The organism is Micromonospora sp. PRAS1, assembly GCF_059553435.1.
Genome location: NZ_JCANNB010000053.1, coordinates 1 through 14,711 on the forward strand (window position 1 = coordinate 1; position 14,711 = coordinate 14,711).

Below are 14,711 nucleotides of genomic sequence, written 5' to 3' on the forward strand. Positions count from 1 at the left end.
TGGCGAACGGCGAGGTTGGGGCGTCTACCCGGCCCAGCCGTGGGTGGTGACCTGGCCGGGACGCCTTGTCCTGACCATGGGCCGCAGAGCCCTTCATTGAGGCCGGCGCAACCCCGGCCGGGTCATCGCCAACTGTCGTTGATCGAGGATGTCGGACGTGATTCGAGCCCGTCCGCATGGCCCATACCTCACTGGTGGAGAGCCTGGAGCTCTGGCATGAAGACCGGAGCCATGCGGATCGCTGGGATCGTGAACGGCTCAATCGGAGGGCAGGCCACAGAGCCTCGTTATTAGGGCGCCGCACGATCTCGCCAGGGCAACTGAGCAGGAGAAATGGGCGGGGAGGACCACGGTTGGCAACGATCTTCTGCGGCATCGACTGGGCCGAGCGGCATCACGACGTCGCCTTGGTTGACACCGACGGCAAGCTGGTAGCCAAACGCCGCATCCCCGACTCGGCTGACGGGTTCGCCGAGCTGATGCGGATGCTGGCCGATGCCGGTGACAGCCGCGAGGACGCGATCTCGGTGGCGATCGAAACCCCACGCGGACTCCTTGTCGCGGCATTGCGGGAAACCGGACGCAGGATCTACTCGATCAACCCGATGGCCGTCGCCCGCTACCGCGAACGACACACCGTCTCGCGTAAGAAGTCCGACCACGCCGACGCCATGGTGTTGGCCAACATCCTGCGCACCGACGCCCACGTCCACCGACCACTACCGGCCGACAGTGAACTCGCCCGTGCTGTCACGGTCCTCGCCCGCGCTGCCCAGGACGCCGTCTGGCGGCGGACCAAGGCCCTGCAAGAGCTGCGGTCACTACTGCGCGAGTACTACCCAGGCTTCCTCGCCGCGTTCCACCGCGGCGGCGTTACCAACCTCGCGAGCCGCGAAGCCCGCCAGATCCTCGCGCTGGCCCCGACACCAGCCGCCGGCGCCAAACTCTCTGCGGCCCGCATCGCCACCGCTCTGCGGCGATCCGGTCGGCAACGCGGCATCGATGCGCTAGCAGACAAGATCCACCATGCGCTACGCGTCCCCCAACTGCGCCAGCTTCCGCTCGTCGAGGACGCCATGGGCCGCCAAGCGCTCGCGCTGCTGGCCACGCTCAACGCCGAATGCGACAACGCCGACGAACTCGGCCAAGCGGCCGTCGAAGCGTTCACCCAACATCCCGACCACACGGTGATCACCAGCTTTCCCGGCATGGGCGATCTCAGCGGAGCCCAACTCCTGGCCGAAGTCGGCGACGACCGCGACCGCTTCACCGACGCCCGCGCAATGAAGGCATACGCCGGCTCAGCACCAGTGACCAGGGCCTCCGGCCGCAGCATCGCCATCACACGCCGAACCGTCAAGAACGACCGACTCAGCACCGTCGGCTTCCTCTGGGCCTTCGCGACCATCCCCAGGCCCGGTCCAAGCAAGGACCACTATGACCGTCGCCGCGCCCGCGGAGACCGACACGCCGCCGCCCTACGCCACCTGTTCAACCGCATGCTCGGCCAACTCCACCACTGCCTACAAACCGGCCAAACCTACGACCCCGTCAAGGCCTTCGGCCGACCATCCACACCCGTCGGCGCCGCAGCCGCTTGACTCTTAGCAAGATCGGAGGTCTCGATGCCCGGCATCGGCGTCAGGACCGGCGCCCGGATCCTGCTCGAAGTCGGCGACGGCACCGCCTTCCCCACCCCCGGCCACCTCGCCGCCTACGCCGGCCTGGCCCCCGTCACCCGACGATCAGGCACCAGCATCCGCGGCGAACACCCCGCCAGAGGCGGCAACAAACAACTCAAACGCGCCTTCTTCCTCGCCGCGTTCGCCGCCCTCACCGACCCCACCAGCCGCGCCTACTACGACCGCAAACGTGCCGAAGGCAAGAAACACAACGCCGCCCTCATCTGCCTCGCACGACGCCGCTGCGACGTCCTGTTCGCCATGCTCCGCGACAAGATCCCCTACCAACCCCGCCCCACCAGCCCCGTCCCCGCTTGACGAAACCCATAGGGACACCCCCCGCGCGTCGTCGACCTCGTCGATAGCCCGCCAGCACGTCGCTGGCGAGGCGATCCGGCCGATCACGTCCGCCTGATGCCGGACCACGTTGATGTCAGCGATCGCCTCACCCCCGTTCGCGATCATCACGCGAATTCGATCAGGACCCGGGCCGCGGGTCCCTGCCCGGCGTGACCCCCCCGACGGGCCACCGCCTGCGACAACGCCCTGGACGATCGGGATGGCGCGGCGAAAGCAGCACCGTAGCTTGATCAGGATTTTCCAGGCCTTGAGGGTGGAGACGGCGCGTTCGCCGAGGGCTCGGATCTTGGCGTGATGCCGGTTGACGGACTTCTGCAGGTGGGACAGGCGGGTGCGGTGGCGTTTGAAAGGGGTCCAGACGGTTCCGCGGGCGCCTTGATAGCCCTTGTCCGCGAAGGTCAGCACGTTCGCGCTGGTCAGGGCTTCGATCAGGCCGTGGGTGAGGGCGGTGGTCAGGTCGTGCATCGAGCCGGGCAGGGCGGCCGAGGTCCAGACCAGCCGCCCGGCGGCGTCAGCGAGGACCTGGACGTTGACGCCGTGGCGCTTGTGCTTGCCCCAGTAGAAGGGCCGCTGGTCGGCGACTCGGTCGATCGGCACCAGCGTGCCGTCGAGGATCGCGTACGCCAGTCGGGCGGCCCGGCGCATCGCCGCGTTGAGGTCGTCCGCGCAACCGGCGAGCAGATCCACGGCCTCGCGCAGGTAGCGCCACACGGTGGTCACCGACACCTCGAAGCCGGCCGCGAGGCGGGTGAGGGTGTCACCGTTGCGCAGTGAGCCAGGGCCGTCAGCGCCTGCTGCTGCGCGGGCAGCCGACGCCAACGGCCGCCGAGCGCGCGGCGTCGGTCGCAGATCAGCTCGGTCAGGCGGGTCAGGCTGCGCGTGGACAGCGGGATGCTGGCAGGACAGGTCAGCAACGAAGCTCCAGTACTGGGCAGTGCATCTTGGTCGACTGCTGTCCTACCGAGAGCTTCGTCCTATCTGGAGCAACGACACGCCGCTGCGTACCTGCTCAAGCACCTCCATCACGATGAAAATGGCTCAGTAGAAGTCCTACCGGCAAGGTCGACCCACCGCTACGTACCCCAGGTGCGGCACTTAGCCTGAGATTCTTCATGCGGGGGCGCGATTGGCCTGTGGCAAATCTAGACAAATAGACCAGCATCTTTTGCAGGTGCGGATCAGTGCATAACATGGTCGAGGTGTCGGTACTTGACTTCTTGCACGGGCGATCCTTGATGCGACTGAAACGTGAGGATGAGGGCCATGAACCAACAGATGACTATTGCGTGCCTGTGATCAGAACAAGTGTCGCATTTGTGCTTGGCCAGGGGGGTCGACGTCATGCACTGGCGCGGAAGTCTTGGCCGTTCCGAGCGGCGGAGTAGGTCCCCAGTCACATGCGAACAGGCATCTTGTTGGAGCGGCTTTGGATTGTCGGCAGTTTTCTCCGGTTGCCGCTGTCAGGCTGGACCCTGACGCTGCCGGCACTCGGCGTAATCAGCTCTGTCGACAGTTTGTCGCCGGAAGCAGCACTCCCACTTTTCATGGTCGTTCCTTTCCACATCGTTTTCGCGATTGTGAACGATCTAGCGGACGTCGAGCTGGACCGCGGAGATCCGCGCAAGGCAGGCAGGCCACTAGTTAGTGGCGCCATCAGCCCGAAAGCGGCCAAGGCGCTCGTGGCAGTCGCCGTCACGGTGGCGTTTCCTGCCGATGTGTTGCTGTTCGGGTTCGACGTAGCCCGCTCTGCCGCCTTGGCTCTCGCCCTCGCTGCTACGGCCTTCTACAATGTTAGCGGGAAGCGATGTCCGGTACCGCCGCTGACAGACCTTGCGCAGGGCATCGGAGCCGCGGCGTTCGTACACTATGGAGCGCTGGCTGCTGATGGCTCGCCCACTTCGACGACTTACATCCTCGAAGTGGCTGTAACTCTTTACATCATGCTCGTAAACGGTGTCCATGGCGCGCTTCGCGATCTTGGAAGCGATCTTGCCTATGGCGCACGAACAACGCCGATCATGTTCGGAGTTCGGCCTGGGCCAGCCGGCCCCATCCTTCGATCCGGATTTGTCGTTTATGCCTGCGGCCTTCAAATCGCCTTAACAGTCATCACCGCTACAGGTGTGCTGCTCAACTGGGTTGAGGGACAATCGGACTGGTCAGCGCTGGCTGCCGCCTCGGCCTTCGCCGGCGGTTCCATCGCACTTCTCATTCCTTCTTTAGGTTCATCTCGGCCCATGGCGAGGCGGTACATTGTAGCGGGCACTCAGATGCTATGTGGCTTTGGCTCCATTGCTGCCCTTGCCACGAATCGCTTTGGAGGCATATTCGCAATCGCAATTTTCTCTGCGTTCGCCTCGCCGCTCGTGGCCAAACGTGTTGCTTCATACGGTCGGAAGATTTGGCTATCTGTTACGCAGGCCCGCCTGGGCCGAACAAGCGGCGCTGTGGCAAGCCCCGATGTCGCCGACAAAGCAATGCCCCATAGCAAAAAGCCAAACTAGAGGAGTTCAGGGTCCATACAATGCAGGATTTCGTGGTCGAGTTGCCCGACGGCCGTCTGCTGGCGTACTGTGCCCATGGGCCGGAAGGCGGACTGCCTGTTCTCCTATTCCACGGCCTTGGACAGTGTCGTCTCACGATGCACCCAGACACCGCAGTCCTGGAGTCTCTTCACATACGTCTAATCACTACTGATCGACCAGGCGTCGGCATGTCCAGTCCATACCCGAACCGCACCCTTCTGGACTGGCCTCGAGATGTGCTGTTTCTTGCTAACCACCTTGGGCTTCCAAGATTCGCTGTTTTGGGACACTCTGCGGGTGGACCCTACGCAATTGCATGTGCAAACTTGCTTTCCGACAGAGTGATTTCAGCTACTGTTGTGAGCGGCGTCCCGCCCCCGTCGGCTCGACTGCTGAAGACGGTTTTCACTTCCAGGTTTTGGAAGTTTGGCCTGCTTCTGTTCTTTGTGCCTTTCTTTGCGCGACCAATAATATGGGCTGGCGTTCGCTACGCGCAACCGCGAGTACGGAGCATCCTCGCTCGTTCGTTAGAACGACTCCCTGAGGCGGAACGGGCAGTAATGGGGAATTCTGACCTGATGGAGATGCGGGCGCGAAGCGCCTTAGAGTTCTTTCGACAAGGATCCGAGGGTCTGCTTGAGGAGTACGCCATCCTTAGGAAAAGTTGGGCTTTCTCGCCAGCTTCAGTAACCGTGCCCATTAGGCTGTGGCACGGCGAAGATGACGAAATTATCGGGACGTCTTTTGCTCGCGAACTGATTTGGCGTCTAGCTTGCAGTAAACAACATTTTGTTTCTAATGCGGGCCATAACCTGCTCTTTAGTCATTGGGTGGAGATTTTGAGCCAGATCACTCAAGATGCTGGGCATTATGGGCCACTTACCACGCCGCTAGAGTTAGGCGATACGCCTTGATTAAAAAGCAATACCCAGCGAAGGGGGCAGCGCCTGGAAGCCTGCGCGAGTTGGCAGGTAACCACACTGCGAGGATGGTTCGCGCCGCCGTTACCCACCTAGTTCGAGTGGCGATGACTTTCGTGGCCAAAATCGATCTGGCGGCTTCGATCACTCCTGTCGATGCTCGACGGGGCCTCATCATTGTGGCAAATCATCGAAGCATGCTTGATCTGGCAGTCGGCTTGATCGTGTTCCGGCACTGGCGAGTCGCCCCGAAAATTCTAATCCGGGAAGATTACTTCAGGAACCGCCTGTTGGCCTTACTTTTTAGGTCCCTTGGTGGCATTCCTGCTGGTCGGACGTCACTTACCTTCGCGATGCGACAGAGCGTACAGGTGCTGGAAAATGGCGGTGTCCTGGTGATTATGCCAGAAGGCCGAGTTCCTAAGGCCAACCTCCCGCGCCCAGTCCTAGGACGCCTAATGCCCGGCGCGGCGCACCTCGCGTCTGCCACTGGCAGTGCTGTGCTGGTGGTCGGCGTGTCGAAAACGGACGTTGCATGGCCTCCGGGCTCAAAACTGCCACGTTTCCACTTGGTGCCTTCGCGGCGCCCTCGCGTCACAATTTCGACGAGTCTTCTTGCGGTCCAGAAAGGCGCTTCGGTTTCCGGCCTTAATTCCACCATTGCAGACGTACTCATTTCGTTGCTAAGCGGAGTTGAAGGTAGCTAGCTCCTCGTCGTGCAGCCTTAAGCGCGGGAATTTAGATGGCGATCTTGGATCCAGTGGCGAATGAGGGTCTTCCGTCGATTTCAATGTGCGCCAGCAGATGTAGGCGCCGGTCGCGGTGTCCTGTTCGGTGTGGGTGGTGGCCGCTGCCGTTGCGGTGAGTAGCGCACGGCGACGAACTTGGCTCCGATCCAGTTCAGCCAGGACGCGTACGTCGCCAGGGAGGCAAGGGCTCGGTGAAATTGAGCCGGGTTCGCGGCTGACGGCGACTCGGAGATAGAGGGCTGCAGCTCATCGGTACGTCCCGGCTGCTGGTTCTGAGTGGCCTGCTGGTGAACTGGGGCTCCGGCGACGTTGCCGGTATTGCCACAGCCGAGCCTGCCCGGCCGAAGTCGACGCGGATGGTCTGGTGTCGGGGATTGCTCGCTGGATCGATCGGGCGGCTGTGTGTCCGTGAGCTGCTCGGCGTTCTGGGTTGGCGGCCCGGGACCTGGGCGATATCGGCGTCGTGGCGGGCGTGTTGGTGGCTGCCTCCGTGTCCACCGGTCGGCATGCCGTGCGCGGCCGGGGTGGGCTGTGCCTGCCGGCCGTGGTCCGGTAGATGTCGGCCACGTCGCCGGCGCTGTCACGCTCGCCATAGGGCTACTGCAGTGGCCTTCCCCCCTGAGATGTGGACACCCTGAGACTGGATGTTGGTCCAGAGGAAGGGGTGTCCCCGTTGGGGCGTCCATCGGAGTACACGGAAGAGTTTCAGCGTGACGCGGTTGACCTGGTCCATTCGTCGGGTCGGCCGATCAATCAGGTCGCCCGCGAGTTGGGGATGAGTCACGAGACGCTGCGGAACTGGGTCCGTAAGAAGGAGATCCTGCGTAGGGCAGCCGCCTATTTCGCGAAGGAGATGGATCGGTGACCAGCCGCTTCCGGTTCATCTCCGCCCACCGCGCCACCTTCGGCGTCAAGCGGCTATGTCGGGTCCTGGCGGTGTCCCGCTCCGGGTTCTACCGCTGGGCAGCCGGCGAGCCGCCCGTCAGGCTCACGCCGCGGCCGAGGACGCGCTCGCCGAGCAGATTAGCAGGGTTCACGCCGATTCCTGTGGCGCTACGGATCCCCACGGGTGACCGTCGAGCTGCGCCACCAGGGCGTGCGGGTCAACCGCAAGCGGGTCGAGCGGATTATGCGGCAACGCGACGTGGTCGGCTGCGGACCTCGTGGTCGTAGCCGAGGAACGGTACGAACTGCGGCCAGGAGGTGCGCCAGAGCCGGATGACGGCGGGGTACTGGTCGCCGGACTCGGCGGCGAACGCCTCGAAGCGGGCCTCCGCGGCGGCGACGGCGGGGGCGGTGTAGATCTCCCGCAGGGCGGGGGTGATCTTCTGCCAGTCCTTGCGATTCGTGTACCGCAGGCTGGCCCGCACCAGGTGCACGACACATTGCTGGTGCACCGCCCGTGGCCAGACCTGCTCGATCGCGTCGGTCATGCCCTTGAGGCCGTCGGAGCAGACCAGGAACACGTCCTCCACCCCGCGGTTGCGTAGTTCGGTGAGGTAGCCGGCCCACTGCTTGGCGCCCTCTCCGCCGGCGCCGGCCCACATACCGAGCACGTCGCGTTCCCCGTCGAGACTGATACCCACGGCCACGTAGACGGGCCGGTTCGCGACCTGCCCCTGCCGGATCTTCATGACGAGGGCGTCGATGAACACCACCGGATAGACCCGGTCCAGGGGCCGCTGCCGCCAGGCCTCCATCTCCTCCACCACCGCGTCGGTGACCCGGCTGATCAACTCCCGGGACACGTCGGCGTCATACACATCCGCCAGATGCGCGGAGAGTCGAGTCGGTCCGCAGCGCGGTTCTGGTGTTTGTACCAGCCCGTTTCTGCGGACCGCTCGCCGAACCCGCCGTGCGCCTCTCAACGCAACGGGCTCTCCACGGTTTGTGCCGTCAGGCTTGGTTCGTTGTTGACCAGGGGGCGGGGATCCTGCTGCGACGCCGATACCTGGTGATGGTGGTCGACGCGATGTTGTGCAGTTCGATCCCGTCCGCTGTGACGGTGCGCCACCCGGTCGGGGTGCGCAGCCAGCGGTGGACGTCCTTCCATCTCCATCGCCGTTTGGCCTTGACCCAGCGAACGACCCGCCACCAGATGAAGTACGCGAGTCGGTCGAAGGTGTGCTTGGCCACGGCGTGCCGGAAGTAGTTGGCCCAGCCACGCGTGATCTGGTTGATCCTGACCAGCGTTTCTCCCAGGTCCTGCTGTGACAACCTGCGCGTCAGGGCACGGATCTTGTCCTTCAGTGACCGAACCGGCCGGTCACCGATGAACGTGTAGACGTGCCACTGGTCCCGGGTGCCCATCTTGCGTCTCCACCGGATGCGGAAGCCCAAGAAGTCGAACCCGTCGGCCATGTTCACGATCCGTGTCTTGGACGGCGACAACCGCAGTCCCAGCGGAGCGGGCACAGACGCGACATCCTCACGCAGCGCCTCGACGTGATCTCTGGTGCCGAACACCATGACGACGAAATCGTCCGCATAGCGAACCAGCCGCCACGTCGCCTCACCATGGTCTCGCCGATAGTGGCGCCGGTTGTCCGTCGACATCCGCCCACCTGGCTTCCATTCGCGGTGCAGGTGCTCATCGAGCACGCTGAGCGCGATGTTGGCCAACAGCGGCGACAGGATGCCCCCTTGCGGCGTCCCGGCCGGCGTGTCGCGTTGCTCACCGAGTTCAGTGAGCACTCCGGCCTTGAGGAACGCTTTGACCAGCGCGAGCACACGCTTGTCCTTGACCCGACGCCGCACCCGGTCCATCAGGGCCGTGTGGTCGATCGAGTCGAAGCACGCTTCGATGTCGGCGTCCAGCACCCAGCGGTAGCCTCGGCTACCGAAGAGATGGATGTCGGCGATCGCGTCGTGTGCGCGCCGGTTGGGCCGGAACCCGAACGAGACCGGCTCGAAGTCCGCCTCGAAGACGGGTTCCAGAACGAGTTTTAGGGCCGCCTGCACGACGCGATCAGCGACCGTCGGGATGCCCAACTTACGGACCTTGCCCGACCCACCCGGCTTGGGAATCTTGCGTTCCCGCACCGGCTGCGGACGAAACGAGCCGTCCTTGACCGCAGACCGGATGCCGTCCAGGAACACCGGGACGCCGATCTCCCGCTCGATCCGGGCGACCGTCAGGCCGTCCGAACCGGCAGTACGAGCCCCGATGTTGCCCGCGACCCGCTCGAACGCCACGATCAGCGTCGCCGGGTCGTGCACGAGGTTGAACAGGTCGTCGAACCTGCGACCAGCATCGGCCGCAGCCCAACAGTGAGCCCTTTTCATCAGCGCAGCTTGGCCAGGATCTTCCAGGTCTTGAGGGTGGCGATCGCACGCTCGCCGCGGGCGCGGATCTTCGCGTGGGCCCGGTTGACTGCCTTTTGCCGGCGTGACAGCTTCGGCCGAAGGCGGCGCCGTTTGAACGGAGTACGCACGCTGCCGCGGGCTCCTTGATAACCCTTGTCGGCGAAGGTCATCACCCCGGCGCTGGTCAAGGCGTCGATGATGTCGTGGGTGCGGGCGGCGGTCAGGTCGTGGGTCGAGCGGGGCAAGGCGGCCGAGGCCCAGACGAGCCGCCCGGCCGCATCCGCGATGACCTGCACGTTCACCCGTGACGCTTGTGCTTGCCGCAGTAGTACGGCTTCTGGTCAGCGACTCGGTCGATCGGGATCAGCGCGCCGTCCAGGATCGCGTACGCCAGGTGCCGGATGCGCCGCATGGCGGTATCCAAGTCTTCGGCAGCAGCGCCGAGCAGCATGATTGCCTCCTGGACGTAGCGCCAGGCGGTGGCGATCCCGATCTCGAAGCCGGCGGCGAGGCGGGTGTAGGTGTCGCCGTTGCGCAGGTGGGCCAGGGCCAGCAGGGCCTGATGGCCGGGATTCAGTCGCCGCCATCGGGATCTGCGCTGCTGGCGGTGGCTCCGGATGCGGTCGGCGAGGTGGTTCAAAGTCCGGCTGGACAACGGGATCGTGGCAGGGCAGGACAGCATGGCGAGGCTCCCGGTCGGGGCATCGGGTTATGGTCGATTTGCTGTCCTACCTGGAGCCTCGCCCTCATCGATCGGCACCCCCTGCCAACCCGGGCTGACCTGCAAGACCTGGGCTTCCCCCTGAGATGTGGACACCCTGAAACTGGATGTTGGTCCAGAGGAAGGGGTGTCCCCGTTGGGGCGTCCATCGAAGTACACGGAAGAGTTTCAGCGTGACGCGGTTGACCTGGTCCGTTCGTCGGGGCGGCCGATCAACCAGGTCGCTCGTGAGTTGGGGATGAGTCACGAGACGCTGCGGAACTGGGTCCGTAAGCAGGAGCGGCAGACCGGCACGGGTCCGGCCTCGGGTGGTGACGGGGTGTCGGTGGCGGACAAGGACGCTGAGATCGCCCGGTTGCGGCGTGAGGTGGCGGAGTTGCGGCAGGAGAAGGAGATCCTGCGTAAGGCAGCCGCCTATTTCGCGAAGGAGATGGATCGGTGACCAGCCGCTTCCGTTCATCTCCACCCACCGCGCTACCTGGAGCGTCAAGCGGCTGTGCCGGATCCTGGCCGTGTCCCGCTCCGGGTTCTACCGGTGGGCCACCAGCGAACCGTCCCGTCGGGCTCGCGCCGCCGCCGAGGACGCCCTGGCCGAGCAGATCACCAGGATTCACGCCGACTCCGGCGGGACCTACGGATCCCCGCGGGTGACCGTCGAGCTGCGTGAGCGGGGTGTGCAGGTCAACCACAAACGCATCGAGCGGATCATGCGGCAACGCGACGTGGTGGGCCGGCACCTACGCCGCCGTAAACGCACCACCATTGCGGATCCGGCCACCCCGCCGGCACCCGACCTCATCGGCCGGGACTTCACCGCCGCCGCACCCGACCAGCGGTGGTGCGGTGACATCACCTACCTACGCGTCGGTGGCGGCTGGCTCTACCTGGCCACCGTCATCGACATCGCCACCCGCCGCCTGATCGGCTGGTCGATCAACACCCACATGCGCACCAGCCTGATCATCGACGCCCTGGACGCCGCCGTCGCCGCCCGCGGCGGCCGAGTCGACGGCGTGATCTTCCACTCCGACAGAGGCGCCAATACGTCAGCAGCGATTTCGCCAACGCCTGCCAACGACAACGGCATCCACCGCTCCATGGGACGGATCGGCTCGTCATACGACAACGCCCTGGCCGAGTCGTTCTTCGCCACCCTCAAGCGGGAACTGGACGTCGACCACCGACGGTGGGCCACCGAACCCGACGCCCGCCGTGACGTGTTCCGGTGGATCGCCTTCTACAACCACCGCCGACGCCACTCCGCACTCGGCTACCTCAGCCCTACCGACTACGAACAGACCCTCACACCGACTACGCTGCATCAGATCGCGGCATAACCCGGTGTCCACATCCCGGGGGGAACCTCACCGCGCGCCGCTGCGGTGCGGGATGGACACTGCGCACGGTGGCGTCGATCCTGGCCAACCCTCGGTACACCGGCCGGCAGGTCTGGAACCGGCAGCACACTGACCGCGGCCCGCTCGACGCCGCCGACGATCTGCTCGGTCAATCGGAGGTACGTCGTTGGAACCTGATGCAACAGTGGGTCATCTCCCGGGACCTCGTGCATCCGCCGCTGGTCAGCGAACACGACTTCGTCGCCGCCCAACAGGCCAACGCCCGGCCTGCACCGGCCGATAACGAAAGCGGACGCTACCTGCTCTCCGGACTGATTCGCTGCCAGGAATGCGGCCGGATCCTCGACGCCCACTGGGTCAACAAGTACGCCGCCTACCGCTGCCGCCACGGCCGTCGCACCGCAGCGGCAGATGGGATGGCCCGGCCGCGCAACGTCTACATCCACGAAGCCAAAGCAATCAAACAACTTGCCCAGCGGCTCGGCATCCCGGCCGCCGACCCCCACGCCGTCGTAGCCGCGCTACTCGAACACGATGTTCACGTCACCTGCGCGATCGGCGGAACGCTGACCATCACCGCGATCCCCACCCGGGCGTCGACGCACCGATCACCAGCGATCCCGCACCAGCGCCAACCGGCAGAAATCCCTACCGAGCCACCCTCGGCGGCCGTGAAGACCACCCATGGGGGTTAACGTGTACGAAAGGCTACAGATCTTGAATAGCCAGGGGGCACTACAGTTCAGCGGGCCGACGCGAGGTCGAGACTGACTGGACACAGCGCGTCCGGGACAGATGGACTTGAAGGAGAGCGTGCCTGAACTGGTACACCGAGCCAACTTGTCGAAGTACACCTTGACGATTCGCGTCAGCAAGGAAGGCCCATGTTGACCATGGAAGGCAACCGATTAACGGAAGCCAGAACCGTACACCTATCAGCCACTGACCCCATGCGGTGGAACCGCCACTCGCCACCGCGACCACAATTCCAGCGGCCAATCCCTTCGCAAGCCCACTCGATAGCCCTTCAATGATGCCAAATGAAAAACCGATCGACATTCCGAAGGAAAGCCCAAAGACAAGAACCCGTCGAATGGTTGACTTTCGATCAAGATGCAGGGACTTCTGCGGAGTTAAGCTGGCAGCTTTTAGGCGCCCTTCAAGATAAGAAAATAGCGCAAAAGTCAAGCCGAACGAGACTCCGAAAGCCAGCACACCGACGTGCCAACGAGGTCGGTCATTAGATAAGACGAATGCCGCTCCGGCAACAGCGCCCCCGAAAACGCCGCCAGCGAGAAAGGCTCCTATTAGCTGACCAACTTTTCGAAGGTCGCGAACCTCGATACGGATGGCCGCTATCGGCTTGGCAGGAATCTTGTCACGCCCAAAGAATAGCGCGAAAGTGCTCGCGCCGATTAGGCTGCATGACATCACGTCATCAATTCCGGCAATATGCTCAAAAATGTACCACCCTGCGACCGCAGTCAAGATTGTCAGGTACATCCAGCCTAGGAGCCCGCATCCAAATCCGCATGCTAGCGCAAAAACGAGCACGATTCCGCTATGACCTGTAAGATCCGCCGTCCAGGCTGACAATAGGCCGGTCAATCCTCCCATGATTCCGAAAACCAGCCTTCGGTGAACGGAGGACAAAGAGTTGCGCAACTCCCACCAGGCGAGATCTCGAGTATGAAAACGGGTAAGGTGCATAGCAAGATAAGTAAACCAGTGTTGGGGTTTCTCAGTTCCCCAACGTCTGGCGGAAGGTGGCAGACGTTGGTACAAGGCTGGAACATACGCTGCCAGCAGATGTTCCTCTAACGCTGCGCGATTGGGAAACCGCCTATCGTCGAGCAACTCCGACGGGTCTCGCCCAGGCGTGTCGGAGTAAGCGGTTCGGGCCAAATAGACCATTAGTGGCGTGGACAATACCTCTACGAGCAGGCGGAAGATCCTCTCGTGTGGATGCTCACGCATCCGAAGCAGAGTTGAAGACCATGGATCAGCAAGATCGCCGTTTCCTGAACGACGTGTGGTGCGTGGAAGGTAGCCCTCAATATCCGCCAGATCCAACGCATTCAGCTCAACTCCCGCTGCATTAGTCAGCACACCAACGGCACTCACGGCTGTGGCATACTGGCGTCGGCGGCTGGTAAGGACCAAAGGCATGCTCGCAGTCGTGTGCAGTTGGCCCAACGCGCTTGCCTGAAGGGATGGGCTTATCTCATCGAACCCGTCGAGGATTGGCAGGATTTGACCAGTATCCAGCAGAGCAGTCGCCAAGCACGGGCTGCGGTCGGTGGGGCCAGCAAGAAACGGATAATCGCGAACGAGTCGTCCCGTTAGCCACTGGCCAAGGGAGACTTCGGTTGGATTCCAGGACGCCATGCTCACGACTACCGGGACTGGGTCGCCTCGCTTCCGTTCGGCGAGCAGACCCAAGGCCAAGCGCGCAGCGAGGACACTTTTCCCCGCGCCGCCTTCGCCGAGAATCACGAGGCGGCCAGACGGAATACGTTTATAGATGACTACTATTTGATCGAGTTCGCCATCCAGTGCAAGTGGTCCAACAGATGCCGCCCCTTTGACTCGGCAGATGTTATCCCATCGATCAATTAAACAGTCTTCTAGTCGATGCCAATTCACCGGCAGCGCGATTGGATCGTTGACTCTCCGGTTGTCCTCTTCACGTAAAACCTGGGTCCGAATTACCTGCGCGAGACGGTTGGCGACAGCATCTAAATCAACAACGAATGGGTGGTTTGAAAGCTCGTTGCGGCTGCGAGCCATCTCGAACCATATAGATGTGACTACCAGCAAGCTAGCTAAAGTCCAAGTCGCTGGCGCCCACCATGCATGGTCTACCGTTACGGTGCTCGTAGCCAGATTGCCGACTAGAGCGAAGGCGGCACCCACTCCGACAGATGCTCCCGGAGACGGTCGCCAACGCACACGGTCTCCCCAAGCTCAGCATTCTTGACTAGTCAGCTCAGTCAATCGACTGCGTATCCTATTTGGAGGGTACCACACATGTCCGCAAGAGGCTCTACCTCCTTGCATTGGGCACGCTTTTGCAGGGCCGTTTGGGTC

General features: G+C 63.4%; 9 protein-coding genes and 5 pseudogenes. 9 read left to right on the top strand and 5 right to left on the bottom strand.

What is annotated here, in order from left to right; translation table 11 throughout:
- Nucleotides 1–353: 353 nt before the first annotated feature.
- Both AC507J_RS30075 and AC507J_RS30080 read left to right on the top strand, forming a co-directional pair.
- Nucleotides 354–1,601: an IS110 family RNA-guided transposase gene (locus AC507J_RS30075; protein WP_496293541.1), complete on the top strand. Its 1,248-nt coding sequence runs from the start codon at nucleotides 354–356 to the stop codon at nucleotides 1,599–1,601.
- Between the two features lie 21 nt (nucleotides 1,602–1,622).
- Nucleotides 1,623–2,000: pseudogene (locus AC507J_RS30080) on the top strand (transposase); the annotation flags it as partial.
- Nucleotides 2,001–2,219: 219 nt separating this feature from the next.
- Here AC507J_RS30080 and AC507J_RS30085 read toward each other — a convergent pair.
- A pseudogene (locus AC507J_RS30085) lies at nucleotides 2,220–2,956 on the bottom strand (transposase family protein); the annotation flags it as partial.
- A gap of 483 nt (nucleotides 2,957–3,439) precedes the next feature.
- On the opposite strand from AC507J_RS30085, the gene AC507J_RS30090 reads away from it, so the two are divergent.
- From AC507J_RS30090 to AC507J_RS30110, 5 genes are all read left to right on the top strand, one after another.
- A complete protein-coding gene (locus AC507J_RS30090) occupies nucleotides 3,440–4,546 on the top strand; it encodes a UbiA family prenyltransferase (RefSeq protein ID WP_496293543.1) in 1,107 nt (368 codons plus the stop codon).
- A 20-nt stretch (nucleotides 4,547–4,566) separates the two neighbouring features.
- Nucleotides 4,567–5,481, top strand: a complete 915-nt coding sequence (locus tag AC507J_RS30095) for an alpha/beta fold hydrolase (RefSeq protein WP_496293545.1) — start codon at nucleotides 4,567–4,569, stop codon at nucleotides 5,479–5,481.
- 113 nt (nucleotides 5,482–5,594) lie between these two features.
- Complete coding sequence (locus AC507J_RS30100) at nucleotides 5,595–6,194, top strand: lysophospholipid acyltransferase family protein (protein ID WP_496293587.1); 600 nt, start codon at nucleotides 5,595–5,597, stop codon at nucleotides 6,192–6,194.
- A gap of 715 nt (nucleotides 6,195–6,909) precedes the next feature.
- Nucleotides 6,910–7,101 (top strand): transposase, encoded by a 192-nt coding sequence (locus tag AC507J_RS30105; protein ID WP_496293547.1) that lies wholly within the window; start codon nucleotides 6,910–6,912, stop codon nucleotides 7,099–7,101.
- 204 nt (nucleotides 7,102–7,305) lie between these two features.
- On the top strand, nucleotides 7,306–7,458 hold the full coding sequence (locus tag AC507J_RS30110) for an IS3 family transposase (protein ID WP_496293549.1): 153 nt from the start codon (nucleotides 7,306–7,308) through the stop codon (nucleotides 7,456–7,458).
- On the opposite strand, the pseudogene AC507J_RS30115 reads toward AC507J_RS30110, so the two are convergent.
- The 3 genes and pseudogenes from AC507J_RS30115 to AC507J_RS30125 all read right to left on the bottom strand — a co-directional run.
- Nucleotides 7,397–8,104 (bottom strand): annotated as a pseudogene (locus AC507J_RS30115) (IS256 family transposase); the annotation flags it as partial. The gene AC507J_RS30110 and the pseudogene AC507J_RS30115 sit on opposite strands and share 62 nt — an antisense overlap.
- A gap of 28 nt (nucleotides 8,105–8,132) precedes the next feature.
- The gene (gene ltrA / locus AC507J_RS30120) at nucleotides 8,133–9,455 is read right to left on the bottom strand and encodes a group II intron reverse transcriptase/maturase (protein ID WP_496293551.1); all 1,323 of its coding nucleotides are present in this window, start codon (nucleotides 9,453–9,455) and stop codon (nucleotides 8,133–8,135) included.
- 68 nt (nucleotides 9,456–9,523) lie between these two features.
- A pseudogene (locus AC507J_RS30125) lies at nucleotides 9,524–10,224 on the bottom strand (transposase family protein); the annotation flags it as partial.
- 175 nt (nucleotides 10,225–10,399) lie between these two features.
- On the opposite strand from AC507J_RS30125, the pseudogene AC507J_RS30130 reads away from it, so the two are divergent.
- Together AC507J_RS30130 and AC507J_RS30135 are read left to right on the top strand one after the other, a co-directional pair.
- Nucleotides 10,400–11,600: pseudogene (locus AC507J_RS30130) on the top strand (IS3 family transposase).
- Nucleotides 11,489–12,316 carry a recombinase zinc beta ribbon domain-containing protein gene (locus AC507J_RS30135; protein ID WP_496293553.1) on the top strand — a complete coding sequence of 276 codons (828 nt, stop codon included), beginning with the start codon at nucleotides 11,489–11,491 and terminating at the stop codon, nucleotides 12,314–12,316. Before AC507J_RS30130 ends, AC507J_RS30135 begins: the two are co-directional and overlap by 112 nt.
- A gap of 40 nt (nucleotides 12,317–12,356) precedes the next feature.
- Here AC507J_RS30135 and AC507J_RS30140 read toward each other — a convergent pair whose 3' ends face one another.
- Nucleotides 12,357–14,411, bottom strand: coding sequence for an NACHT domain-containing protein (locus AC507J_RS30140; RefSeq protein ID WP_496293555.1), 2,055 nt, complete (start codon nucleotides 14,409–14,411; stop codon nucleotides 12,357–12,359).
- Between the last annotated feature and the right edge of the window lie 300 nt (nucleotides 14,412–14,711).